The 24,282-nt window shown below is 51.1% G+C and carries 22 protein-coding genes; 17 read left to right on the top strand and 5 right to left on the bottom strand.

Going from position 1 to position 24,282, the window contains the following annotated elements; translation table 11 throughout:
• The first annotated feature begins 13 nt into the window (after window positions 1–13).
• Window positions 14–1,279 (top strand): MFS transporter, encoded by a 1,266-nt coding sequence (locus IEX98_RS18340; RefSeq protein ID WP_188890649.1) that lies wholly within the window; start codon window positions 14–16, stop codon window positions 1,277–1,279.
• Here IEX98_RS18340 and IEX98_RS18345 read toward each other — a convergent pair whose 3' ends face one another.
• Complete coding sequence (locus IEX98_RS18345; RefSeq protein ID WP_188890650.1) at window positions 1,280–2,029, bottom strand: DUF3888 domain-containing protein; 750 nt, start codon at window positions 2,027–2,029, stop codon at window positions 1,280–1,282.
• 135 nt (window positions 2,030–2,164) lie between these two features.
• Between IEX98_RS18345 and IEX98_RS18350 the strand changes: the two genes are divergently transcribed.
• Both IEX98_RS18350 and IEX98_RS18355 read left to right on the top strand, forming a co-directional pair.
• Complete coding sequence (locus tag IEX98_RS18350) at window positions 2,165–2,704, top strand: GNAT family N-acetyltransferase (RefSeq protein ID WP_188890651.1); 540 nt, start codon at window positions 2,165–2,167, stop codon at window positions 2,702–2,704.
• Window positions 2,705–2,731: 27 nt separating this feature from the next.
• The gene (locus IEX98_RS18355; protein ID WP_188890652.1) at window positions 2,732–3,193 is read left to right on the top strand and encodes an SRPBCC family protein; all 462 of its coding nucleotides are present in this window, start codon (window positions 2,732–2,734) and stop codon (window positions 3,191–3,193) included.
• 10 nt (window positions 3,194–3,203) lie between these two features.
• On the opposite strand, the gene IEX98_RS29560 is transcribed toward IEX98_RS18355, so the two are convergent.
• Window positions 3,204–3,563 (bottom strand): cysteine-rich CWC family protein, encoded by a 360-nt coding sequence (locus IEX98_RS29560; RefSeq protein WP_374705361.1) that lies wholly within the window; start codon window positions 3,561–3,563, stop codon window positions 3,204–3,206.
• Between IEX98_RS29560 and fur the strand changes: the two genes are divergently transcribed.
• On the top strand, window positions 3,532–4,026 hold the full coding sequence (gene fur, locus IEX98_RS18365; protein WP_188890654.1) for a ferric iron uptake transcriptional regulator: 495 nt from the start codon (window positions 3,532–3,534) through the stop codon (window positions 4,024–4,026). The two genes, IEX98_RS29560 and fur, sit on opposite strands and share 32 nt — an antisense overlap.
• A 57-nt stretch (window positions 4,027–4,083) precedes the next feature.
• Here fur and IEX98_RS18370 read toward each other — a convergent pair whose 3' ends face one another.
• Window positions 4,084–4,416: a DUF1904 family protein gene (locus IEX98_RS18370; protein ID WP_188890655.1), complete on the bottom strand. Its 333-nt coding sequence runs from the start codon at window positions 4,414–4,416 to the stop codon at window positions 4,084–4,086.
• A gap of 1,021 nt (window positions 4,417–5,437) precedes the next feature.
• Between IEX98_RS18370 and IEX98_RS18375 the strand changes: the two genes are divergently transcribed.
• From IEX98_RS18375 to IEX98_RS18435, 13 genes are all read left to right on the top strand, one after another.
• On the top strand, window positions 5,438–6,313 hold the full coding sequence (locus tag IEX98_RS18375) for an AraC family transcriptional regulator (protein WP_188890656.1): 876 nt from the start codon (window positions 5,438–5,440) through the stop codon (window positions 6,311–6,313).
• Between the two features lie 154 nt (window positions 6,314–6,467).
• Window positions 6,468–7,421: an ABC transporter permease gene (locus IEX98_RS18380; protein WP_188890657.1), complete on the top strand. Its 954-nt coding sequence runs from the start codon at window positions 6,468–6,470 to the stop codon at window positions 7,419–7,421.
• A 21-nt stretch (window positions 7,422–7,442) separates the two neighbouring features.
• Window positions 7,443–8,336, top strand: a complete 894-nt coding sequence (locus IEX98_RS18385; RefSeq protein ID WP_188890658.1) for a carbohydrate ABC transporter permease — start codon at window positions 7,443–7,445, stop codon at window positions 8,334–8,336.
• Window positions 8,337–8,389: 53 nt separating this feature from the next.
• Window positions 8,390–10,051, top strand: a complete 1,662-nt coding sequence (locus IEX98_RS18390) for an extracellular solute-binding protein (protein ID WP_188890659.1) — start codon at window positions 8,390–8,392, stop codon at window positions 10,049–10,051.
• A 128-nt stretch (window positions 10,052–10,179) separates the two neighbouring features.
• Entirely contained in the window at window positions 10,180–11,175 is a 996-nt protein-coding gene (locus IEX98_RS18395) for an N-acetylglucosamine kinase (RefSeq protein WP_188890660.1), read from the top strand.
• The gene (locus IEX98_RS18400) at window positions 11,160–12,464 is read left to right on the top strand and encodes a 6-phospho-beta-glucosidase (RefSeq protein ID WP_188890661.1); all 1,305 of its coding nucleotides are present in this window, start codon (window positions 11,160–11,162) and stop codon (window positions 12,462–12,464) included. Before IEX98_RS18395 ends, IEX98_RS18400 begins: the two co-directional genes overlap by 16 nt.
• 311 nt (window positions 12,465–12,775) lie before the next feature.
• Entirely contained in the window at window positions 12,776–14,131 is a 1,356-nt protein-coding gene (locus IEX98_RS18405) for an LLM class flavin-dependent oxidoreductase (protein WP_188890662.1), read from the top strand.
• 15 nt (window positions 14,132–14,146) lie between these two features.
• On the top strand, window positions 14,147–15,796 hold the full coding sequence (locus tag IEX98_RS18410; RefSeq protein ID WP_188890663.1) for an ABC transporter substrate-binding protein: 1,650 nt from the start codon (window positions 14,147–14,149) through the stop codon (window positions 15,794–15,796).
• 15 nt (window positions 15,797–15,811) lie between these two features.
• Window positions 15,812–16,738, top strand: coding sequence for an ABC transporter permease (locus tag IEX98_RS18415; protein ID WP_188890664.1), 927 nt, complete (start codon window positions 15,812–15,814; stop codon window positions 16,736–16,738).
• Between the two features lie 18 nt (window positions 16,739–16,756).
• Entirely contained in the window at window positions 16,757–17,653 is an 897-nt protein-coding gene (locus IEX98_RS18420; RefSeq protein ID WP_188890665.1) for an ABC transporter permease, read from the top strand.
• 93 nt (window positions 17,654–17,746) lie between these two features.
• Window positions 17,747–19,858, top strand: coding sequence for an ABC transporter ATP-binding protein (locus IEX98_RS29445; RefSeq protein ID WP_308421807.1), 2,112 nt, complete (start codon window positions 17,747–17,749; stop codon window positions 19,856–19,858).
• A 127-nt stretch (window positions 19,859–19,985) separates the two neighbouring features.
• Window positions 19,986–22,538 (top strand): septation ring formation regulator EzrA, encoded by a 2,553-nt coding sequence (locus IEX98_RS18430; RefSeq protein ID WP_188890667.1) that lies wholly within the window; start codon window positions 19,986–19,988, stop codon window positions 22,536–22,538.
• Between the two features lie 26 nt (window positions 22,539–22,564).
• Window positions 22,565–22,912 (top strand): hypothetical protein, encoded by a 348-nt coding sequence (locus IEX98_RS18435; protein WP_188890668.1) that lies wholly within the window; start codon window positions 22,565–22,567, stop codon window positions 22,910–22,912.
• Window positions 22,913–22,997: 85 nt separating this feature from the next.
• On the opposite strand, the gene IEX98_RS18440 is transcribed toward IEX98_RS18435, so the two are convergent.
• Entirely contained in the window at window positions 22,998–23,297 is a 300-nt protein-coding gene (locus IEX98_RS18440; protein ID WP_188890669.1) for a DUF6509 family protein, read from the bottom strand.
• Window positions 23,298–23,335: 38 nt separating this feature from the next.
• Window positions 23,336–24,253: an RluA family pseudouridine synthase gene (locus IEX98_RS18445; protein ID WP_188890670.1), complete on the bottom strand. Its 918-nt coding sequence runs from the start codon at window positions 24,251–24,253 to the stop codon at window positions 23,336–23,338.
• Window positions 24,254–24,282: the final 29 nt, after the last annotated feature.

Consider the following 24,282-nt stretch of genomic DNA (forward strand, 5'->3'; position numbering starts at 1 on the left):
GAGAGTGAAGTCGATGGCAGAGGTTGGGTTAGGCCGCAAAATCGCGTATAGCTCGGGTAATTTATCCGTCAATTTAATCGCGCAAGCATTTGCAACGTACATCGTGTTCTACTACGTAGACGTATTGGGCGTTAGACCTTATCTGATCACAACGGCTATGGTCATTCACGGTATCGTGAATGCGCTACTTAATCCCTTATTTGGTTATTTATCCGACCGGACGAAATCACGCTGGGGAAGAAGAGTGCCGTATATGCTGTTCGGGATGGTGCCGCTGGCGGCGCTGTTTACCGCAATGTGGTTTCCGGTTGGAACGGGTGCGGCGCTTTTCTGGTATTTCCTTATCGTCATTCTGGCCTATGATATTTTGTTTGTCATGGTCGTGCTCAATTATTCGGCCCTGTTCCCAGAGCTGTTCGTTACGATCAAGGAGCGGGCGGCCGTATCCTCTTGGCGTCAAATGCTGGGAATTATCGGCATGATTGTCGGCGTCGCATTGCCCCCGCTTATTTACGGAAAGCTGGGATGGGGCGTGATGGGCGTTATTTTCGGCGCTATCGCACTGCTATTCTTCATTGTCATGCTAGCGGGCAGTAAAGAGAAAGGGAACGCGTCGGAGGCGACGATTGGCTTCTGGAGTGCACTTCGCTACACATTTTCCAACAAAGCATTTGTCTATTATGTAATTGGAAGCTTGCTTGTGCAATTTACCTTTGCGCTGCTGCCGGCAACGATCCCGTTTTTCGCCAAATACGTTCTAGGCGCAGAGGATAACGGCAGTACGATTTTGCTTGGCTCTATTTTTCTGGTTGCCATCCCTTGCGTCTATATATGGGGGAGACTCGTTCAACGGTGGGGGCCGCGCCAAACCATTATTATGGCTGTCATTTGTTATATGGTTGCACTTATTCCTTTTCTCTTCGTCACGACGCTTGCGGCTGCGGCCGTCACGGCTGGTTTAGTCGGCATCGGGCTTGCTGGACTGATGGTGCTGCTCGAAATTATGCTCTCCGAGGTCATCGACGAGGATGAGAAGCGGACCCGCGAACGGCGGGAAGGGATGTATTTTGGGATGAACGGATTTATCGTCCGTTGGGGTGTTTCACTGCAAGCGCTTACGACAGGGATTGTATTGGAAGCTTCGCATTATGTAAAGGACGCTGTGCACCAGACCGATGCTGCGATCTTGGGCTTCCGCTCGATGCTTAGCCTGATCCCGATCGCAGCACTGCTGCTGGCCGTTCTGTTTTTCACCCTGTACCCGATCCGGAAGAAATAGCTACTCCATATACCACAGAAGCTCTTTCGCCATCGGCTGTCCAGGTTTTTGTTCGGCTGAACCGCATAGCCAGCCTTTTAGCCGATCCTTTCGCAGCTTGATTGCAATATTGGTTCCGTCCGTCTGTTTAAGCAACATATAGCCGAGACGTTTCGTTTCATTAAGAAGCACAGCAGGTGACAAGGTGTTTTTATAACCGGAATCATATTGCGGCAGGTACTGGTTCATAACACGCTCACTACAGGAAACCAGCGGACGAAGCTGGCGGTTCGTTTCGGCTTGGTACTGAAGCTCGGGCCATTTATAAGGCTGAGATGTTCGGTCATCGTTATTGAGCTGGAAGGCATTCAAGAGCTCATTTATTAGCGTACTCCGAAACCGTTCAACCTTATGCTCCCACTCGTCTCCTTTGTGCAGATAGCGGATGAGCTCAGGGGTTGCCTGTTTATGTACGGGTACGGGATCGATCCGGAATGTAATCAGATCGAAGCCGAAAGGCGGCATTTGCACACGCTGGAATGTTGAAAGCTCGACGGTAACGATTGCAGGGCTGGGGCGGCTAACCCGAATGACGCTGTAGCCCTTCCGCTGGCCGTAATAGTCTGAGACGGCTTGCCTAATGGATGGTCCAAGCAACTGCTGTAAAGCTTGGTGTTCGTCAGGCGCGAGCGGCGCGTGGGCTGGAGTAGCGCTATGCTGCGACAGCAGCCAGACAAACAAGATGAAGATAACGGTCATATAAAGTTTCATCGCGGAAGACTCCTTGTTCGCATTACATTCACTGTCCGTAGCGTTCCCGCAGCAGGATTGGTCCATGCTTTCTCTTCAAAAAAAACTGCATATAGCCGATGTATTTACTATTCGCACAACAAGGAGAAGTGGAAGATGAATTTGTTTCCTTCCGTATGGAGAACATTTGCCTATAAAATAGCGGATCTTGAGCCGCATGAAATCGACGCCGTGCAGCAGATTTATAATTCATGTACAGCGATTAGCGAATGGGATGGGAGAACCTATAATCCCCTATATGTTCGAGAGTCGTATGAGGCCGGCATTCTGCCAGAAGGCGGCGTCAAAGAGCAGTTCAAAATTCAGACGATCCGCAATGAATCGATGAATGAAATCATCGGTTTTTTGAGTTTATATCACGGGTATCCGCGGGACAGCTCGATTTATCTTGCATTTATGGGCATCGCGGGTGACCATCAGAAGCAAGGCTACGGCAAGCAAGTCGTTAAGCAGCTGCTGATCGAGGCTAGAAGATTAGGCTATTCGGAGGTTCGGGTCAATGTATCCTTGAAAAACTGGCCGGCGCTTCGCTTCTGGACGCATTCCGGTTTCAACCATATTAGCGGTATTTTTGGCGACAAAAAAATTTCGGACGAGCATTTTGCAGATGTTGAGCTGGTCAACGAGCTGGCTTAAATGGAGCAGTAGGCAGGTGGAGGAAGAATGGCAACGACTGTAACGACACGAATTGAGATTGAGGCGCCGATTGCGTTATGTTTTGCCATGGCAAGCGATATTGGCGTCCATACAAGAACGGTTTGGAGACATACGAGGGAAAAGGCTGTAGCAGGTGTTACCGATGGGCCAATTAAGGGAGGAGAGACCGTTACCTTCGAAGCTACGCATTTTGGCATCAGGCAGCGGTTAACTTCCCTTATATCTGAATACGACTCGCCGAATAGGTTTGTAGATGAGACGTTAAAAGGCGCATTTAAAAGCCTCAGACATATCCATGAGTTTGAACAGATCGGTAATATCACGGTGATGACCGACACGCTTCATTTCGAAGCGCCTTTTGGTTTGCTCGGTCGGATCGTGGAGGTGCTTATATTGAAGCGTTACATGAGACGTTTCCTCGAGCACCGCAACAAGCAGCTCAAGAAGCTTATATTAGAGAAATTGTGAGAGCGGAAGGTTAACGGCTTGCTCCCGATTCCTTCTTGAATTCATCTAAGCAGCTTTTGCAAATACAGGCCGCATTTTTAAATTCATCCGGCACGGCATCAAGCAGCGCTTTCGGGAACGTTTCGCGAGCGCACCAACAGCTTCCGATCCCGGTTTCTGCGGATGAAATTGTGGCTTCCATCCCACAGCTATGATTTTTTCCGCATAGAGGGCATTTCATCGTGGGGTCTCCTTTTGTTAAATAAAATTGAAAACAAACGTTTACCTGATATCTTTTTTGGTCTATAATGATAACTAGATTATAATTATTATAATCAAGAAGGAAGCAGGTGATTGCTATGAATGTAAACTCAAAAATTAATATAAGCATAGAGCAAAAGCCCGAGCTTGAACAGATCAACCGGCAATTGAAGACGAAAGGCTTTAAGCTTACGGCGCAGCGCGAGGCGACGGTTAACATTCTTCTGGAGTATGAGAAGGATCATTTGAGCGCGGAAGAGGTTTATTTGCTTGTGAAGCAAAACTATCCGGATATCGGACTGGCGACGGTATACCGTACGCTGGAGCTGCTCTGCGAGCTTCATGTCGTGGAGAAGGTCAATTTTGGCGACGGCGTGGCCCGTTATGATTTGCGAGGCGAGGATCAGCCGCATCTTCATCATCATCTGATCTGTACGAAATGCGGCAATGTTGAGGAAATTAAAGAGGATTGGCTGCTGCCGCTGGAGAATCGGGTATTGGCGGAGTTTGGTTTTACCGTTAGCGATCACCGGTTGGACTTTCAGGGTGTATGCCGGGATTGCAACGCGAAATCGCAAATGCCAGCCGTGTAAAATAGGATGATAAAGCCCGGCCTGGATGGAATTCTTCCGTCCAGCCGGGCTTTTTTGTCAACTGCAGGGAACGCCGTTTATGTAGTAGCTGTCTTCTCTATACACCCGAAAGGCGATTTCGGAATCGGCAATACCGATCTCCTGCAGCCTTGCCGTAACGGCCTCCGCCACACGGTCTCTAACAGCCTGTCCCCGTTCAAACCAGCCAATTTCCACAAACGGATAGCTGGCATCGCTGCTGCTTCCGCCATACACGGATATGGTCTGCAGCACATCCATCGTAAAATTATCGGTTCCGCAGTCACAAATAGCGGCCAGATCGGCAGCGAGTGCCTCGCCTACGGTCAGCAGTTTGTCGGCGGGAACGCCTCTGAAAGTCAATTGCGGCATGCTGAATGCCCTCCTTTTCAATCCTGTGTAATCAAACCTTGACTCCCCTAGAATACTGTATTTGCGCCATTGGCGAAAGAGACGAAGGCAGGTTAGCGGTGCAAACCATACAGGGCAACCTCCCAATCATGCACGCATTGCCTTCCGCAGAGAGAAAATCTCCGCTACCCTCTCAAATGCCCCCGCCCATTCTAAAAGACAATCAAAATGCAAATGTACATTTAGATTAGCCTCAAAATGCCCAAAATAGCATTCAAAATGCAAAAGTACATTTGAAATCGCTCCATTTCGCCATATCGGCTCTTTTTTAGCCAATCAGCCTGCACATTTACATTTTGATGCGAGAAATCGCCGATATAGCGCAGTACAACCTGTATTTTTACATTTTGATTCGAAGCTGTCGGCAGTTTGCACACATGGGGAGAGCGGAGCGATTTGAGTTCATGATGACTTTTCGCAGGTTCTCTCCATCAACTTATCGCGTATGCGAATAGACAGATGGAATCAAGAACGGCAGCATGAACCAAAGCGCGCAGCGACCCCGTCTCTTGATTAGAAGCTGGCGGCAGTTTGCTCGCATGGGGAGAGCGGAGCGATTTGAGTTCATGATGACTTTTCGCAGGTTCTCTCCATCAACTTATCGCGTATGCGAATAGACAGATGGAATCAAGAACGGCAGCATGAACCAAAGCGCGCAGCGACCCTTTTATTTGGCTCGAAGATGGCGGCAGTTTGCTCGTATGGGGAGAGCGGAGCGATTTGAGTTCATGATGACTTTTCGCAGGTTCTATCCATCACCCTATCGCGAAGGCGAATAGATAGATGGAATCAAGAACGGCAGCATGAACCAAAGCGCGCAGCGACCCCGCTTTATGGCGGCAAATTGCGTGCAGTTCCGCTGCTTTAGCCCACCCCAAATTATTTTTTTGTAAAAAACAGCTTGTCTGATGAGAGTTTTTATGACAACATAATCATGCCATTATTCTGACTTATCAGAAAACGTCGAGAGGGGTCCCTAACAATGACTACGATCAGAGGCGGAGATATTCCGAGAGAAAAAGTAAGATTGGCAAAGCATTATCCCTTGTTTATCGGGGATACGATTGGCGTCGAAAGCTACTATCAGAAGCTTCATTGGCATGATGTGCTCGAAATTAATCTGATCAAATCCGGCACGGGTTATTACATCATTAACGGCCGTCAATTTGAATTTCAGCAGGGCGATATTTTGCTCATTAACTCCAATGATTTGCACTGCGCCTATGAAACGAAGGACCTCGTAATGCTCGTCATTTCCTTTGACCCTTCCTGGCTGATCAGCAGCTTGCGGCTTGATCCCGAAATATTAAGTCCGTACCGGGAAATGGGCGTTAACTTTACCAACCTGCTGGACCGCCAACATCCGCGTATTCATAAGCTGCGCTCGTTGCTGCTGGAGCTGCAAGAGGAGCATACGAACGGCCTGCGATCGCACACGACGATCGTTTATTCGCTGCTGCTCCGGTTTCTTGCTACCATTAACCGCGAGTTCCGAATCGAGGCTGCTGCAGGTGCGGCTAACCAGATCAGCGAGCGTCAGCTGGATAAAATGCGCTATGTCATTATCGAAATGGAACGCAATTTCGCCCACAATTGGACGCTTGCGGAGCTTGCTGCGCTCGTCTACCTCAGCCCTTCCCGCTTCAGTGATATTTTCAAACGCGCCGTCGGGATGCCCCCGCTTCTATACCTCATCCACATTCGTCTGGAGAGCGCAATCGGCATGCTCGAAAACAATCAAATGAAGATTACCGACATTGCTCTTGAATGCGGTTTCAGAACGTTATCCAATTTCAACCGGCTGTTCAAAAAGCATATTGGCGCCTCTCCGAAGGAGTCCAGACGTCTGCAAGGCTAATACCAGTAAGATTGTGTCAGTTTCTAACGGTTTAGGCGAAGAATGTCCCGGAAAGAGAAGCTACAATAAGGAGGTAAGAAGTTGCGAAGGACGTAACTTCTTCATGTGATAAAAGATGACGTAAAGTTGACTTTTCGCAAAAGAGGGGGATGCGATGCCGCAAATTCGATTGCACGCAGAAAAACAGACGTATAGAAGGCAAAGTCTTCTGATCCGAATCGTCAAGCAATGGGATATTCAGCTTATGGTCGTACCGGGATTGCTGCTTGTCTTGCTGTTCTGCTACGTTCCGATGTACGGCGTGCTGATGTCTTTCCAGGATTACAGTTTGTTTAAAGGGTTTATGAACAGTCCTTGGGTCGGGTTCAAGCATTTTGAAATGTTTTTCAATGCACCGGAGTTTTGGAATGTTATGCGCAACACGCTCGTGATCAGCTTGCTGAAGCTGGGGGTCGGCTTTCCGGCACCCATCCTGCTGGCGCTTATGCTTAACGAGGTGGGCAGCAGGCACTTCAAACGGCTTGTGCAAACGATCAGCTACTTGCCTCACTTCCTGTCTTGGGTCATAGTGTCGGGCTTTGTTATCTCCATGTTGTCCACGGACAACGGCAGCGTGAACATGCTGCTGCAAAGCCTGCATCTGATCAAGGATCCAATTAACTTTCTCGTGGAGCCCCGATATTTCTGGTCGATTCTCGTCACGACGGGGGTTTGGAAGGAAATCGGTTTCGCATCGATCGTTTACCTGGCGGCCATCGCGGGCATTAATCCGCATTTGTACGAGGCAGCTTCTATTGACGGTGCGAGCAGAATCCGGCAAATCTTTTCCATCACCGTGCCTTCGATCATGCCCGTTATCGTCGTCTTCTCGATACTGGCTATCGGCAACCTGCTGAACGCCGGCTTCGACGATATTTTGCTGCTTGCGGGCAATCCCGGCCTGCGGGAAGTAAGCGAGGTGCTTGATACTTATGTGTACCGGGTTGGGGTTCAAAATTCCAGGTACTCGTATGCGACAGCCGCCGGACTATTCAAAGCGTTGATCAGCGTTGCATTGCTGGCTGGCGCAAACTATGCGGCCCGCAAATCGGGCAACAGCTTATGGTAGCGGGAAGGAGCGTGCAAGGCGATGAGATTGTCGACCGGAGACCGGTTATTCATCGGAATTAACTACACGCTGCTGTTCGTATTGGGCTTTGCGGCTCTGTACCCGTTTTGGAACGCAGCGGTCATTTCATTCAATAACGGCAGCGACACGATGCTTGGCGGCATTACGTTCTGGCCTAGAGCTTTCACGCTCGAGAACTACGAGGTCGTCTTTAAGGACAAACGGCTGGTGGACGGCTTCATCATATCGGTGCTGCGTACGGTCTTGGGCACAGTCGTCTCCATTGCGGGAACGGCGCTTCTGGCTTACGGCATGACAAAAAGAAAGCTGATCGGCAGAAAAGTATATATGGTGCTCTGTATCATCACGATGTATTTTAGCGGCGGCTTAATTCCCAGCTATTTGCTCATTCAGAAGCTTGGTTTGATGAACTCCTTTTGGGTGATGGTCGTTCCCGGCATTATCAGTGTGTGGAATATGATTATTTTCCGGACGTTCTTCATCGGCATCCCGCAGGGGCTGGAGGAGTCGGCACAGATCGACGGTTCGTCCAACTGGGGCATCTTTTTCCGCATCATTTTGCCGCTGTCCGGTCCGGTTATCGCGACGCTTTCACTATTTACCGCGGTCTATCACTGGAATGACTGGTTTGCACCGAGCATTTACATTTCGAACGTCGATTTGCTGCCGATTCAGACGAAGCTTCAGCAGATACTGAACTCAAACATTATGCTGGAACAGATGCAGAATATGGACTCGGCTGCGCAAGGCAGATTGAATCAAATGAAAGCGGTTACGACCAAATCGCTGTCGATGGCTACGATGATGGTGGCAACTGTACCGATTTTGCTTGTATATCCATTTGTTCAGAAATATTTCGTCAAGGGCGTATTGATTGGGTCGCTTAAAGAGTAGCCGCAGGTTTAAGGCAAATGCCTTTAACCATAAAAAGCATGGGGGGATAATGCATGAAAAGGATGAATAAAGCATTTCTTTCAGCACTGTCAGTCACACTGGTCATCGTAGCCGCTTTAACAGGTTGTTCGAATGCGGACAACAACAGTAAGCCAGGAACAGATAAGGGTGGCAACGGGGGCAATACAGGCACGGAGCAAGCAGGCGGAGCCTATGAGCTCGGCAAGGAGCCGCTCGAGTTTTCGTTCTACGGCCATTATGACTGGTATACCATGCCAACTTGGGGCGAGGATCTGGCGACCAAATGGATTAAAGACAATAAAAAGGTGAACGTCGTGCCGATTAGCTCAGGCGGCGCTGCCAAAAACAAGCTGAGCACGATGATCGTGTCGCAGAAGCTGCCGGACGTCATCTGGATGGAACGCGGACCGGATGTGGAGAAGCTTCGTTCCGAAGGGATGCTCGTTGCTTTTGACGATTATTTGGATAAATATCCGAATTTGAAAAAATGGGCGGGCGATTCAACGATCGATATGCTCAGATCGCCGGACGGCAAGCTGTATCAGTTCCCGAACTGGTATACGACGCAGCCTAACGGCAACGCGGGTTATCTGGTAAACAAAAAGATTTATGAGGAGCTTGGATCGCCAAGCCTGGAAACGACCGATGACCTTTATGCTTACCTGAATCAAGTGAAAGCGAAATATCCGGATGTTGTTCCGCTTGAGCTGGGCCAGCTGGCTGCCGGAATGGACGTAATGGTATCGGCATTCGCCGAGAACCGTCCGTATACGTTCAATCAGATGATTGCTGTACCAAATGGCGACAAGCTTACTTCGCTGTTTGCAGATCCGGTGTACCGTGAGCTGCTGCAATTTACGAATAAATTATACCGGGAAAAGCTTATCTCGCAGGATACATTTACGCAAAAGCTGGAGCAGGTCGAGCAAAAAGTTGTTACAGGGAAAATCGCTGTCTATGCTGCTTCCAGTCCGACGGAGTTTGGATCGAAAGGCAATTCGCAGCTTAAATCGCAAGATCCGAATGCCGGTTATATTATGGTGTGGCCTGTACATAAGGCCGGCCTGGACAAAAACAAAATATTCCCTGGCGACTATAAGCAGCTGGGCTGGAACGTCAACGTCATTACGAAATCAGCTAAAAATCCGGAAGCGATCTTTGCTTTCCTCGACTGGTTCACAGGTCCAGAAGGGCAGCGCACCATTATGTGGGGTCCGGAAGGCTTGTACTGGGATGGGGTAGATGCAGAGGATGCGCCGCTGTTTACGGATAAATTCGTGAACGACCCGAAAGGCCGTGACGAGCTGATGAATTCCACCGTCAACTTCCAATGGAACGGCAACACGGTGTATGTCGACAACTCCAAGACGAAATTCGAAATGACGCTGCCGGAGGACAAGCGGAATTGGGAGACGTATTGGCAGTCTACGATTACTTGGAAAACCCAATTCAATACGACGGAATATGTCAATCTTGATCCAGCGGGCGATTCCGCGGAAGGCATTATCGCGCAAAACATTTTATCCATCTACGAGCAAACCAGAGCGAAGGCGGTCATGAACGCAAATTCGGAAGCAGAGGTTCTGTCTATCCTGGACAAAGCCGAGAACGATGCCCAGAAAGCGGGCTATGAAAAGCTCCTCGCATTCAAAACGGAAAAGTGGCAAGAGAATAAAGCGAAGCTTAACAAATAAAGCGCAGCAGACAGAAGCATAGATAAGGGCTAACGGGACCGGTCATCGCAACCCTGCAACTGCCGGAAGGGCGGCAGCCGGGAGCAGGCTGGTCCCTGTGTCTAGTAATTATATGGGAGAGATCATATTTGACTTACTACCTTGGTGTAGACGGCGGTGGAAGCAAGACAATTGCCGTCGTGACGGATGAAGCGGGACGCATTGTCGGGATGGGTAAAAGCGGGTGCGGCAATCATCAGTTGGGAGTGGCGCTTGCTGACCGCAGCATTAGGGAGGCGGTGCAGGAGGCATTGACGCAAGCAAAGCTCAAAGCCGAAGCTATCGATTTCGCCTTGTTTGGACTAGCAGGTGCTGACCGGGAGGAAGATTATCGTATTTTGCGGCCGATGGTTGCAGCGATGGGATTTGCCCGCCACGACGTCGTCTGTGATACGGTGATTGGCCTTCGTGCAGGAACGCGGCAGTCGAGCGGCGTTGTCGTCATTTGCGGAAGCGGTACGAATAGCTACGGCGTAAATACGCGGGGCGATGAATTGCAATGCGGCGGCTTTGGTTATCTATTTGGCGATTTTGGCGGGGGCGGCGAATTGGCCGTAGAAGTGTTCCGCACCGTTATCCGGGCATGGGAGGGCAGAGAACAGCCGACGGCTTTAACGGCTCTGACGCTTGAAGCTTTGGGTTATGAGGAAGTAGAGACGATGTTCTCCGCATATTTGGACGGAGGAAGCCGAAGCGTCCCGAATACGCTTGCGAAACTGCTCTTTGATGCGGCGGACCGCGATGAGGCAGCACGGCGAATTTTGCAGCGGCAGGGCGTTGAGCTGGGACTAACGGCAAGCACCGTCATCCGACGGTTGGGCATGGAGCAGGATGTGTTTGATCTGGTTATGGTGGGCAGCTTGCTTACGCGTGCTGACAGCCGCTTTATCGTTCCGTATATCGAGCAGATCGTGAAAGAGACGGCTCCGGGCTGCAGCCTGAAGGTGCTGGAGATGGAGCCGGCCGCCGGAGCGATTCTGCTGGCGATGGAGCGAAGCGGGAAGCAGATCGAAGCTGTTGTCTACGATCATTTAAAAGCCGACTTGGCAATCGAAGGGAGACAGACACAATGGGTACACGACTAAAGGTTGCCGTCATCGGAGGCGGTTCGTCTTATACACCGGAATTAATAGAAGGCTTTATTACGAATTATGAATCTTTTCCAGTAACGGAAATCGCTCTCGTCGATATAGATGCAGGCAGCCATAAGCTGTCTATTGTGGGGAGTCTGGCGCAGCGTATGGTGGAGAAATCCGGACTGCCGATTAAGGTAACGTTGACGATGGACCGGCGGGCGGCGTTGACCGGCGCTCATTTCGTATCGACCCAGATGCGGATTGGCTTGCTGGAAGCGCGCGGCTGGGATGAGACGATTCCGTTGAAGTACGGGATGATCGGGCAGGAGACGACTGGTGCGGGCGGCATGATGAAGGCGCTTCGCACGATACCGGTACTGCTGGACATCTGCAAGGATATGGAGGAGCTTTGCCCTGATGCGTGGCTGCTTAACTTCACCAACCCAGCAGGCATGGTAACGGAGGCTATTCATAAGCATTCCTCGATTAAATCAATCGGCCTATGCAATTCTCCGATCGCGGCGTACAAATGGCTCTCTGGTTTGTATGGGGTGCCTGTTGAACGCATTTCCTGTGAATTTGCGGGCCTCAACCATTTGCACTGGATTAGCCGCATTACAGTCGACGGTGAATCCAAGCTGGAAGAGCTGCTCGGGAGCCGCAGCGGCTACACTGCCGCTAATGTGCCGCAGTCCGCATGGAACGAGAGCTTAATTAAGTCACTCGGCGCGATTCCCTCTTATTACTTGAAATACTTCTATTTGCACCGCGAGATGCTGGAGGAGCAGCAAGCGCTGGCAGCTAAAGGCGAGTCACGGGCTGAAACGGTCAAGCGGCTGGAGGACGAGCTGTTCGAAATTTATAAAAATCCGGAGCTGGCCGAGAAGCCGAAGCAGTTGGAGCAGCGTGGTGGGGCTTACTATTCCGAGGCTGCGGTCAAGCTGATGAAATCGCTCTACAACGATACCGGCGATATTCAGACGTTGAATGTGAGCAACGGCGACATTCTCGACTTCCTGCCAGAAGATGCTTGCATTGAAGTGAATTGCATCGTGACGAAAGACGGCCCTATCCCGCAGCAGGTGGAGACGGTGCCGCCAGCCGTGAAAGGCCTTATTCATGCGGTGAAAACGTATGAGCAGTTAGCGATTGAAGCGGCCGTCACGGGCAGCCGGGATACGGCTCTGCTTGCCTTAACGAACCATCCGCTGATCGATTCGGTGAATGCAGCCGAGCGTATGCTGGATGAGATGCTGGAGCGGAATAAAGCTTACTTGCCGCAGTTTTTCCGTTCTTAAGACGATACAGAAGCCCCCGTTTACAGGGGCTTTTGTGTCGTTTGCAGGTTTGAATGTTCAACCAATTTTTAAAGGCTTTCTGTCAGGGATGTGCGGCGCCCCGGCAGAGAGCCTTTTTCTTTAGATGCCGCAGAAGGGACAACTGCTGCAAGCAGCATTCGTTATGAGCCAAGCACGAATCGATATTATTTATTTTTCAATAGAAAAGCTCTATTAGCCGAATGGCTGTCTGCAATGATAAACTCGTTTCAATATTAAAGTCGACAAAACCAATAGGAATTATAAAAATTACATTTTGGGAGGCATTCATCATGGCTAAACAACGTCAACTTAAGCTGGGCGCAGCACTTCACGGAGTAGGGGGCAACATTTCAGGCTGGAGACATCCTGATGCCATCACCGACGCTAGCGTCAATTTCGGACATTACACACGCCAAGCGCAAAAAGCGGAGGCAGGCAAATTCGATTTCGTATTCATCGCTGACGGTTTGCATATTAACGAGAAATCGATCCCGCATTTCCTGAATCGGTTTGAACCGATAACGGTGCTGTCTGCGCTTGCTGCCGTTACTTCGCGAATTGGCGTAGTCGGCACATTGTCTACTTCCTATAGCGAGCCATTCACGGTATCCAGACAGTTCAGCTCGCTGGATCATATAAGCGGAGGAAGAGCAGGCTGGAATGTCGTTACTTCTCCTCTGGCTGCAACGGCTAACAATTTCAGTAAAAAAGAGCATCCCGATCATCCAAAGCGGTACCGGATCGCGACGGAGTATTTGCAGGTGGCCCGAGGTCTGTGGGATTCATGGGAGGACGATGCGTTTACTCGCGATAAGGAATCCGGCGTGTTCTTTGATCCAGAGAAGCTGCACCGCTTAAATCATGAAGGCGAGTTTTTCTCGGTGCAAGGGCCTTTGAACATTGCCAGATCGAAGCAAGGACAGCCTGTCGTATTCCAGGCCGGTTCCTCGGAGGACGGCAAGACGCTGGCCGCTAAAGAAGCTGATGCCGTATTCACACACCACGAGACGATTGAGCAGGGCAAGCAATTTTATGAGGATGTAAAAACGAGAGCGGCATCGTTCGGCAAGTCTAGAGACGAAATCGTTATTTTGCCGGGAATTGGACCGATTGTCGGGGCGACGGAAGAAGAAGCCGAGCGCAAATACCTTCAATTGGCTGAGCTGGTGGATATCGAGCATGCACTGGCCTATCTCGGCCGCTACTACGAGCATCACGATTTCTCGCAATATCCGCTTGACGAGCCGTTTCCGGATTTGGGCGAGCTGGGGCAAAACAGCTTCCGCAGCACAACGGACCGGATTAAGCGCAACGCTGCAGAAAAGGGGCTTACGCTTCGCCAAGTGGCGCAGCAGGAAGCAACGCCGCGTCCGGCATTTATCGGGACACCGGAGAAGGTGGCTGATCTTATTCAGCAATGGTTCGAGGAAGGTGCTGCCGACGGTTTCATTATTGGAGAAGCGATTCCGAACGGATTAACTGAATTCGTTGAATCTGTCGTGCCGATCCTGCAGGAGCGCGGATTGTTCCGTACGGAATACGAGCATGACACACTCCGCGGCCACTTGGGAGTTCCAGTTCCGGTTAACCGTTATACCAAACAAAGAGAGACGCAAGAAACGATTGCGAACGGATCGCTTGCATAAGAGGGGGAAATGACAATGAAGACGGGTAGAAAATTAAGCTGGTGGAAATTCGGAGCCGTGACGCTCGCTGCAATTATTGCACTGACGGGGTGCAGCTCCGCTTCGAATAAAGAAGGAAACACCAGTCCCGCTAAAGCTGAGGAAACAAAAGCTCCTGTTCAAGGAGGCGAGTTGACCTATGCGCTGGCAACGTCGCCGGTATCGCTTGATCCGCATACGAATGGTCTGGCAGTCGGTGTCCGTATTATTAACAATCTGTATGACAATTTGGTTGTACAACTGCCTGACGGCTCGGTAAAACCTTGGCTGGCGAAAGAATGGACGATATCGGAGGACGGCCTAACGTATACGTTCAAGCTGCGCGACGACGTTAAATTCCATGACGGCACGCCGTTTAACGCGGAGGCAGTCAAATTCAACTTCGACCGGGTTATCGATCCGGCGACGAAGGTATCCAATGCGTTTGCGCTCATTCAGCCTTATCAATCCTCCAAAGTGATAGATGAATATACGGTTGAAGTGAAGCTGGCTTCCCCGTCGCAAGCGTTTCTGCGCAATATCTCCCAAGGCACGCTAGGCATCGTTTCGCCGACGGCTGCCAAACAGTACGGCGAGCAGTTCGCAACGCATCCGGTTGGCTCCGGTCCGTTCAAGTTTGTGAAGTGGGATGAAAACTCGGAGATCGTTATTGAGCGCAATCCCGATTACAAATGGGCGAATGAAACGGCAGTAAACCAAGGCGCTCCTTACTTGGATAAAATCAGCTTCAAAATCGTACCGGAAGAAGCAACTCGCATCGGCAGCGTACAAAGCGGCCAAGTGCTGGCAGCGGAAACCGTTCCGCCGCAAAATATCGTTTCCATTAAGAATGATTCAAAATTCCAGCTCCTGTCGACGAATACGGGCGGCTTGCCGTATACGCTGTTCATCAACCAAAGAAAGCAACCGTGGAATGAGCTCAAAGCGAGACAAGCGCTGCAGTCGGCTATTGACGTTACTTCCATCGTCAAGTCGCTCTATTTAGGAACTTATGATCAAGCATGGTCGCCGCTTGCGCCAGTTACGCTCGGTTATGATGCGTCGCTGGAGAATGGAGTTAAGAAGGATCTTGATAAAGCCAACGGGCTGCTGGATGAGCTCGGCTGGACGAAGGGCGCCGATGGCATTCGGGAGAAGGATGGCAAGAAGCTGACGCTGCATTATGTCGACGCTTCCCCGAATCGTGAAAAACGCAATGACATTGCAGCCATTATCCAGCAGCAGTTGAAGGAAATCGGGGTCGACGTTAAGGTCGACATTACGAAAGATTACGTCAACCAAATTTTCGTTAACGATGATTACGATATTTACGGCAACAGTCAAGTCAATGCCGATCCAAACTCGCTCTATCCGTTCTACCATACGGCTGCTCCAACAGGCCGCCCGACGCTGCATGGCTACTCCAATGCAGAGCTCGACAAGCTTCTTGAAGACGGGGCGGTAGAGAAGGACGAAGCGAAGCGGGTTGAAATTTACAAGCAGGTTCAGCATCATGTTATCGATAATGCCCTCATTATTCCGATCTACGTATTTCCATATACGATAGCTGCTTCTAACCGTGTTCAGCAAATCAAACTTGATGCGCTTGCCTATCCGCGCTTCAATGATACCTACTTGACGAAATAAGGGGGCTGCTGCAGCATGGGCAAATCCGTTTTTGTACGGATCTATACTTCCCTTCTTGTGCTGATTGGAGCGTTGATCGTCGTCTTCATCATTATGAACGTACTGCCCGGCGATCCTGCTCTCATGATGCTGGATCCCGCCGAGTCCACGCCCGAGATGATCGCCAACATGCGGCATCAGCTTGGCTTGGATCGTCCGTTTTACGTTCGTTTCGCTGAATACTTCGTTAATCTGCTGCATGGCGACTTCGGCAACTCAATGCTGAATTCGGATCCGGTATTGCCGAAAATCATCAAGCACTTTCCTGCGACGCTGGCACTAACGGCGATGAGCTCGGCAATCGCTGTTGTGATCGGAATTGTACTAGGCGTGCTGTCGGCCATTCACCGCAACAAGCCTATCGATTTGCTGGCCAGACTAATCGGATTGTTCGGCATTTCGATGCCGACCTTCTGGTCGGGCATATTGCTCATTCTAATCTTTTCCGTTCAGCTAGGGTGGCTGCCCGCGATGGGTTCAAGCGGATTCAAATCTTTAATTATGCCTTCACTTACGCTTGGCCTTGTTGGTGCGGGCTTTATCGTCCGAATGGTGCGAACGAGTATGCTGGATGTCATTAACGAGTCCTTTATCGTCACGCTTCGTTCCAAAGGGCTGTCCGAGCGGGCGATTATGTACCAGCACGCGCTCCGCAACGCCCTAATACCGGCGATTACGATGATTGGCATGATTGTTGGTGAAATGCTGGCCGGAACCGTCGTTATCGAGACGGTATTCTCGCGTCAGGGAATAGGCCGCATTATTGCGGATGCCATTATGGCAAAGGATTTGCCGGTGGTACAGGGTGTTGTGTTTTTCTCAGCGGTCGTGTATATCATCGTCAATCTGCTTGTCGATCTGTCCTATTCATTCATCGATCCTCGCGTAAGACGGGCGAGTTAGAAAGGGGCGTTTCCAATTATGAAAGAAGCAGCGGTATCAGGCGGCCTCTCGCTTGCAAGGAGAAGGCTGCTCCGACTTCCACGATTTAATAGAAGCAAACTTTCTGCCTCCGATTTATTCGTATACGGCGCGGCAATTGCGGTTGCGATTATTATTTTGTGCGCGATTGTACCGCAGTGGCTTGCACCTTATTCCCCTACGGCAATGCAGGCAGATCAAGTGCTTCTTCATCCAAGCTGGGCGCATCCGCTCGGCACGGACTATTTTGGCCGGGATGTGCTCAGCGTCGTCATATACGGCAGCCGTGATTCACTCATCATCGGTTTCGTCTCTGTATTGGTCGGCAGCATTACGGGCGGATTAATCGGTGCGTTGGCAGGTTATGCAGGCGGCATAATCGACACCGTGCTGATGCGGCTAGTTGATGTGCTGATGACGATTCCCGGCGTTCTGCTGGCGCTTGCCATTGCCGCGGCGCTGGGGCCAAGCCTGACGAATGTCGTGCTGGCTGTCGCAGCCGCTACGGTTCCCGGGTACGCCAGAGTGATGCGGGGGCAGATCATGAGCATGAAGGCGAGACCTTTCATTACGGCTTCACGATCGATCGGTGCAACCGGTCCGGTCATTTTCTGGCGGCATGTGCTGCCGAATTCGTTATCGCCTATGTTCGTCATGGCGGCAATCGGAATTGGCTCTTCGATTTTGACCGGAGCGGGACTAAGCTTTCTTGGGCTCGGCACGATTAAGGAAATTCCCGACTGGGGAGCGCTGCTCTCTCAAGGCAGAGGGTATTTGACCGTTGCCTGGTGGATTTGCACCTTTCCAGGACTGGCGATTACGCTATTCGTTTTGTCGGTGAACATTTTGGGCGACCGGGTGAGGGACCGGCTTGATCCGAAGCGCAGCCGGGGCTGATGACGGCACTAAGCATGTCGTACTCCATATACTGCACGAAGCATGCTGTATAAATCGTCGAGAGCTGCATCAACTAATGAAAGGAGGAACGATATGAGCCAGCTTTTGGCCATTGACCGGTTATCGGTCGATTTCACAACCGCTAAAGGAAGACTGAGGGCGATATCGGATGTGTCGCTTCATTTAGAGGCTGGCGAGACGGTCTGTCTGGTCGGGGAATCCGGCAGCGGCAAAACGATTACTTCAAAGTCCATCATGCGGTTAATCGATTATGAGAACGGCATTATCTCCGGCGGTTCAATCGTTCTGGACGGAGAAGAGCTGTCGACGATGCCGCAATCGGAGCTGCGGGCACTGCGCGGCAAAAAAATGGCGATGGTTTTTCAGGAGCCGATGGCAGCATTTGATCCTGTGTTTACTGTAGGCAGTCAAATTATAGAAGTCATCTTGCGGCATAAGCAGAGCAATAAGGCGGGAGCATGGGAGCATGCCGTACATTTGCTTCGGCGGGTTGGAATTCCTGAGCCTGAGGTTCGGATGAAGCAGTATCCCAATGAGCTCTCAGGAGGCATGCTTCAACGGGCAATGATCGCAATGGCACTTGCTTGCGGCCCTGAGCTGCTGATCGCCGACGAGCCGACAACTGCGCTTGATGTGACGATACAGGCGCAAATTCTGCATCTGTTACAGGAGCTGAAGCAAGAGTTCAACATGGCGATATTGCTCGTCACGCATGATATGGGGATCGCCGCCGAGATGGCGGATCGGGTCATCGTCATGTATGCGGGTCAGGTTGTTGAGCAGGCGACGGCTGTACAGCTTTTTGACCAGCCTCATCATCCCTATACGAGAGGGCTGCTTCAATCCATTACAACGATGGATAGCGACCGGAATGCCAGACTGTACGCCATTCAAGGTTCAATTCCGAACCTGTCCGAGCTGCCAAGCGGCTGCCGCTTTCATCCGCGTTGTCCTTATGCAACTGAACAATGTTTGAATGAAACGCCGCCGCTTGCCGAGGTGAATGGCCGTCTCTCCGCATGCTGGCATGCCGAGCGGCTGGTCCAATCCGAATCCTGGTATCCGGCTTTGGCAGAGAAGACGGCTGAGACGGGCGAGCGTGTTGTGTTGGACAAGAAAGATCATCTGGATGCGGAATCCATTACTGCGGATCGTCTCCAATTAGAGGTGAAGTCTAATACATCGGGCAGCAAGATCGATGAGTTGTCCGCCTCTGAATTGCTATTCAAGGTGGAAGGGTTGTCTAAGCACTATCCGATTCGCGGAGGGCTTCTTAACCGCTCTCAGTCCCGTATTCGTGCAGTTGATCAGGTCTCGTTCGCTATTCGTCAAGGCGAGACGTTTGGACTTGTTGGGGAATCCGGCAGCGGCAAATCTACGCTTGGCAGAGTGCTGCTTCAGCTGGAAGCGGCTACGGAAGGCAACGTCAGCTTCCGCGGTCAAAGCCTGACAGAGCTGTCCGGGGCAGATCTGCGGCGCGCAAGGCGTGATATGCAGATTGTGTTTCAGGACCCGCAAGGCTCGGTTAATCCCAGATGGTCAGTTGGCGAGATAATCGGCGAGCCGCTGCGCGTCCATGAAAAGGCGCTGAGCGGCAAAGAACGCAGAGCACGGGTGGAGGAGTTGCTGGAGCTTGTAGGGCTCAATCCTTCCTGGTATGATCGCTATCCGCATGAGTTTTCAGGCGGTCAGCGACAGCGCATTGGCATCGCCAGAGCGATTGCGCTTCGTCCCCAATTTATATTGGCAGATGAAGCAGTGTCAGCGCTGGATGTGTCGGTGCAGGCGCAAATCGTCAATCTAATGAAGGATTTGCAGCAGCGGTTGAATCTGACCTATCTGTTCATCGCGCATGGCCTCAATATTGTAAGACATATTTCCGATCGGATCGGCGTTATGTATTTGGGCAAGCTGGTGGAAATTGCGCCAAGTGAAGAACTGTTTCGAAATCCAGCCCATTACTATACGAAAGGACTTATATCCTCCATTCCTCAGCCTGATCCGGCACGCAAACGGGAATTCATCGCCATTCAAGGCGAGATTCCTTCGCCGGCTAATCCGCCAGGAGGCTGCCGGTTTCATACGCGGTGTCCGGCTGCAACTGACCGTTGCCGTAATGAGGAGCCTGCTTTGCGTGAGGTGGGGACAGATCATTTTGCCGCCTGCCATTACCCGATTGGATAAACAAAGAACCCGGCATTCGCATGCCGGGTTCTTTGTTATGCATTGCTACGTGCAACGAGGTGTCGTAAACTAACGTAAAAAGGTGTAAAAGGTCCATTCGTTGTAGGATGGGGAGGGAGGTTCGCTCTTGAAACGATTCATATTGTTGCTGCCGCTTGTGCTCTGGCTGGCAGTGGCCTTGCCTGCAGCGATGTTTGCCGCTGCTGTGCCGGATAAGCCGGAAGGACATATTCAGGATGCCGCAGCGATGTTCGACGATAACCGGTTGGATGAGCTGGAGCAAGCCGCCCAATCAGGTTTATATCAATTTTATGTATTGACCATCAACAGTCTGGATGGGGAGGATTCTGCAGCATTTGCCACCAAGGCTTATAAAACGTGGAAGCTTCAAACCGGAGATGTGCTGCTCGTTATTTCCAAGAATGAAAGACGGATCGAGATGAATTTCAACAATCCGGGCCTTCAGGCTGCGATCGATCAATTGCCTAACGATTATGACGGCAATGGCGACGGCACGGAGTCGAAGCTGACCGAACTTGTTAATTTGCACTTTATTCCTTCGGCAAGAAATGGTGATTTCGTCCAGGCATCATTGTCACTTATGGATGCTGTCAATTTGCTGGAGGCTCCGCCGGTCACCGAAACGCCCGATGAAGGTCAAACCGGAGCTGTAGGATCTGGATCTGAATCAGGATCAGGTGGCAGCGGGGCGTCCCAAGGAAATGGCGGAAATGTCGGCTCGGATCGGCCGAGCGTAACGAATCCATCTGTACATCAGCAGCCTGTGCTGGAAAGCTCGCGATCACAGCAAGGCTTGAATTTTCTTTGGGTGATAATCATATGCGCCTTGATTGGCGTACTGTGGGCCGCCGCAGTGTCCTTCTTCAAGCTGCGCAAGCTTGCGCGCCAGAAGGAAAGAACCGGCCGTCTAATGGTCGAGGTGGAGCATGCCAATGCCGACCTGAAGCCGTTTGTTGGCTTGACACAGGGGAAAACCGAGCAGCTCGTTGCCTCTATTGATCGAAGCTTGTCGGAGTTGATTGTGAGTCTTGATCAACTGCGGACAAAATCGGAGAGCGAGCGCATATTCCCGCTTCACTATCCGAAGCTGAATGCCGTGCACGACGCGCTGAAAGCAGCGCTGGACGACTCGGAATCGAAGCTTTCGGAGCTGCGTGGTGAAATCGGCCGTATTGTCGAGGCCGATGCCAATGTGCGCAAGACGACGGATGATCTGCATGAACGTCTGCCGGAGCTGCGCAAGCAGACAGACGAATGGCGGAATCGGTTGTCCTATCCCCTTCCATTAATTTATGCCGAACTGGACCGGTTGGGCATCAAGCTGGAAGAGGCGGATCGTCTCGAGGTATTTGATCCTATTGAGGCGGATCGGATTGCCACCGAGAGCTGGACGGACAGCGGAACGCTGCTTGGACATATCGGCTCTATTGAGCGGTATATGAGCAAGCACCGTGATTTTGCTGCCGTAACGGAAGAGCGAAGAGCTGAAATGGAACGGATAACCGATGAGAATGGAATCCGGAAAGCGATTATGCGACTGAATCCTTTTGCGCTGCTGGATCAAGCCCGCACTGTAATGGAGAAGCTGCATGAAAGGCTTCGCGAGGGGGCGATGGACCAGGTGATACAGCTTGGCGATGAAGCGGACCGGCTTCTGGCTGAGGCTGTCGGCATCGCGAACCGGCAAGCGGAGCTGAAAAAGCTGAACCGTAAAGATATCGACTATTTGGAGGAAAAGCAGCATCCCTTCAAACAAGATATTGCCGAGTTGGAGCAGCAGTTTGGCTATATTCGTGCGACCTATTCGCAGCATCATTGGCTTCAACTGCATGAGCGGTTTGAGCAGATGAAGACGGACGTTCAAGAGGCAGCCCGTCAGCTCCCCGAATTGAATCTCTTAACCGGAGATGGTGAGCAGCATTATGACCGTGCGCGCGAGCTGATCGACGGCTGGCTCGGCCGGTATCATGAATGCGACGATACGATTGCCGATTGCAGAGGAAGCTTCCGTGAGCTGGACGAACGGCAGCAACGCGCGAAACGGTCGGTCGACAGCCTATGGAGCCAGTTCGAAGGCATTCAATCGCTGGTTAGACGGGAGGCTCTGCCGCTGAATCAGGGCTGGCAGCAATCCTATACGGCGATTGAAGAAGCCTACCGTAAGCTGAGCAGCGTTTGGTCATTGCCGCCGCTCCATATGGATGAGATCGAAAGCGAGCTCCAGCAATTCGACAGCGATGTACATGCACTTCAGGGGCAAGTGAACCGGAAGCTGGAGGAGAAACGGGAAGCGGAGCGCCGCATGCGCGAAGCTCAGGCGATGTATGATACTGTTTACCGCAGAGCGGGCTCGAAAATCAACCGCCATTCCTACAGCAGCAACTTTACTTCATTGAGCGAGCATACGAAGCAAATGATTGCGGCAGGCATGTACGCTCAAGCGATCAATGAAATGGCAGGTCTAACCCGGATCGTCGATCAGATGCACCGGGATTATGAAGCCGTAGAAGCGGAAGAGCGCAGAGCGGAGATGATGAGGCAGCAGCAGCAGTCATCGTCATCGTCCAGCAACTCTTCTGGCGGAGGCTCATGGGATTCGGGCTCCAGCGGAGGCAGCTCCAATAATGGAGGCAACTCTTCTGGAGGCTCGAACTGGTAGCTCTACAATAAGGAGAGGTAAAGGTTATGTTTGAAATCACTATTGATTTATATCAGGATTGGAATGATACGGTAAAAGAAATTTTTCGGGGCTCGGGCTATCCGCTGCCGGAGGGAATGAGCGACAAGGAGATCGGTGTCGCCTACTTCATGCAGACCGCGCAAACGGAAGAGGAAGCGGAGAAGCTGCGCGAAGCCAATGAACAGCGAATTCTTGGCTTGCAGCAGACGATTCAGGAGAACTTCGAGCAAGTGATTTTGCCTGATATTCGCAATCGAACGGGATATACAGGCGACTCATTTTCGTTCAAGTGGGTTTACAACAACGGAGAGCATATTATTGAAGAGCAATCGGCGTACCGCATCCCTTTATAGTAACAAATGAAAAAAACGCCCGCATCCATATCCCATATAGGGAGTGGCTGCGGGCGTTTTGGTTGGGTTTAGTTTGGCAGAACTATTACTCAGCCTCTTTATAGTGCTCGGCGCAAAAAGCGGCGAGCTCTTCCAGTTCATCATCCTCAAGCTCAAAGTCGAGATGGCGTTCGGTTTCTTTTTCGATCAGGTCATGTTTAACGATGGAGCCGTTTCCGTCCTCTACCCCATAGACGACCCGCAAATATATACCTTTGGCGGAATATAGCTCGTCCTCCTCGTCCAAATCGAGATCGATCAGAAATTCATAGCGCCGTCCGGCTAAAATGCCAAACGGATCTTTTACAAATTCAACGCTGTAGCCTGTAATCGTTAAAAGTTCCATTATTATCGTTGTCCTCCATTATATTAATCTGTTTATTTCTACTTCTCGCCCTTAAATGGACTATAGAACAGCTTCGGTATGCCGGTGTCAAACCGCATCAGCTTGCCGGATGACGGATGCTCGAAAGAGAGGACGCGGGCGTGCAGCCCGAGCCGTGGAATCGGCTTTGCTTTGGAGCCGTATTTTTTGTCCCCGACGACCGGATGGCCGATATCCTGCATGTGTACGCGAATCTGATTTTTCCGTCCCGTCTCCAGATGAACTTCAAGCAGTGAAAACTGCCTTCCAGCCTGGAGCAGCTTGTAGTGGGTTACGGCAAGCTGTCCGTCATTCGGACGTTCACTGGAGTACATGCGCAGCGTGCTCGTTTCCTTCAGCCAGGATTTAATCGTTCCTTCGGTTTTTTTGACCGTGCCTTCAACTAGAGCGACATAGGAGCGCTCCTTGACGATTTCTTGCCAATTGGTCTGAAGCTTCTGTTGAGCAGCTTCACTTTTGGCAAACATCATGACGCCTGACGTATCCCGGTCAAGACGGTGCACGACAAAAATCCGGCTTTTCGGATCGTTGACCCTCACATGAGCGGTTAATTGACGATAGGCAGTCAAATCGGTCTCTTTGTCCGAGGCAATCGACAGCAGTCCGGAATCTTTATTGACGACGATAATATCGTCATCCTCATGCAAAATAACGAGTCCGGCCAGCGGAACTGTTTCCGTCAACCGTTCCTTGCGAATCGAGACGAGCTGTCCCGGCTTCAGCATGTAATTGTATTTCGTCTCGGCGCGTTCGCCGACAAATACTTGTCCGCGGGCGAGCAGTGATTTAATCGAGTTGCGGCCTTGATTGAGATGGGTAATGAGAAAAGAGAGCAGCTCCGCTTCCTCGCCAACCTGGTATTTCCGGTCAGGCAAGCTTGTTTTCGGTTTGGTGGAGCTGAACGGTTTCTTGGGCATTGCTGACAACCTCCTGCATGTTCCTTGCT

Origin of the sequence: Paenibacillus radicis (ex Gao et al. 2016) (genome assembly GCF_014641555.1) — a bacterium.
Taxonomy (GTDB): Bacteria; Bacillota; Bacilli; order Paenibacillales; family Paenibacillaceae; genus Pristimantibacillus; species Pristimantibacillus radicis.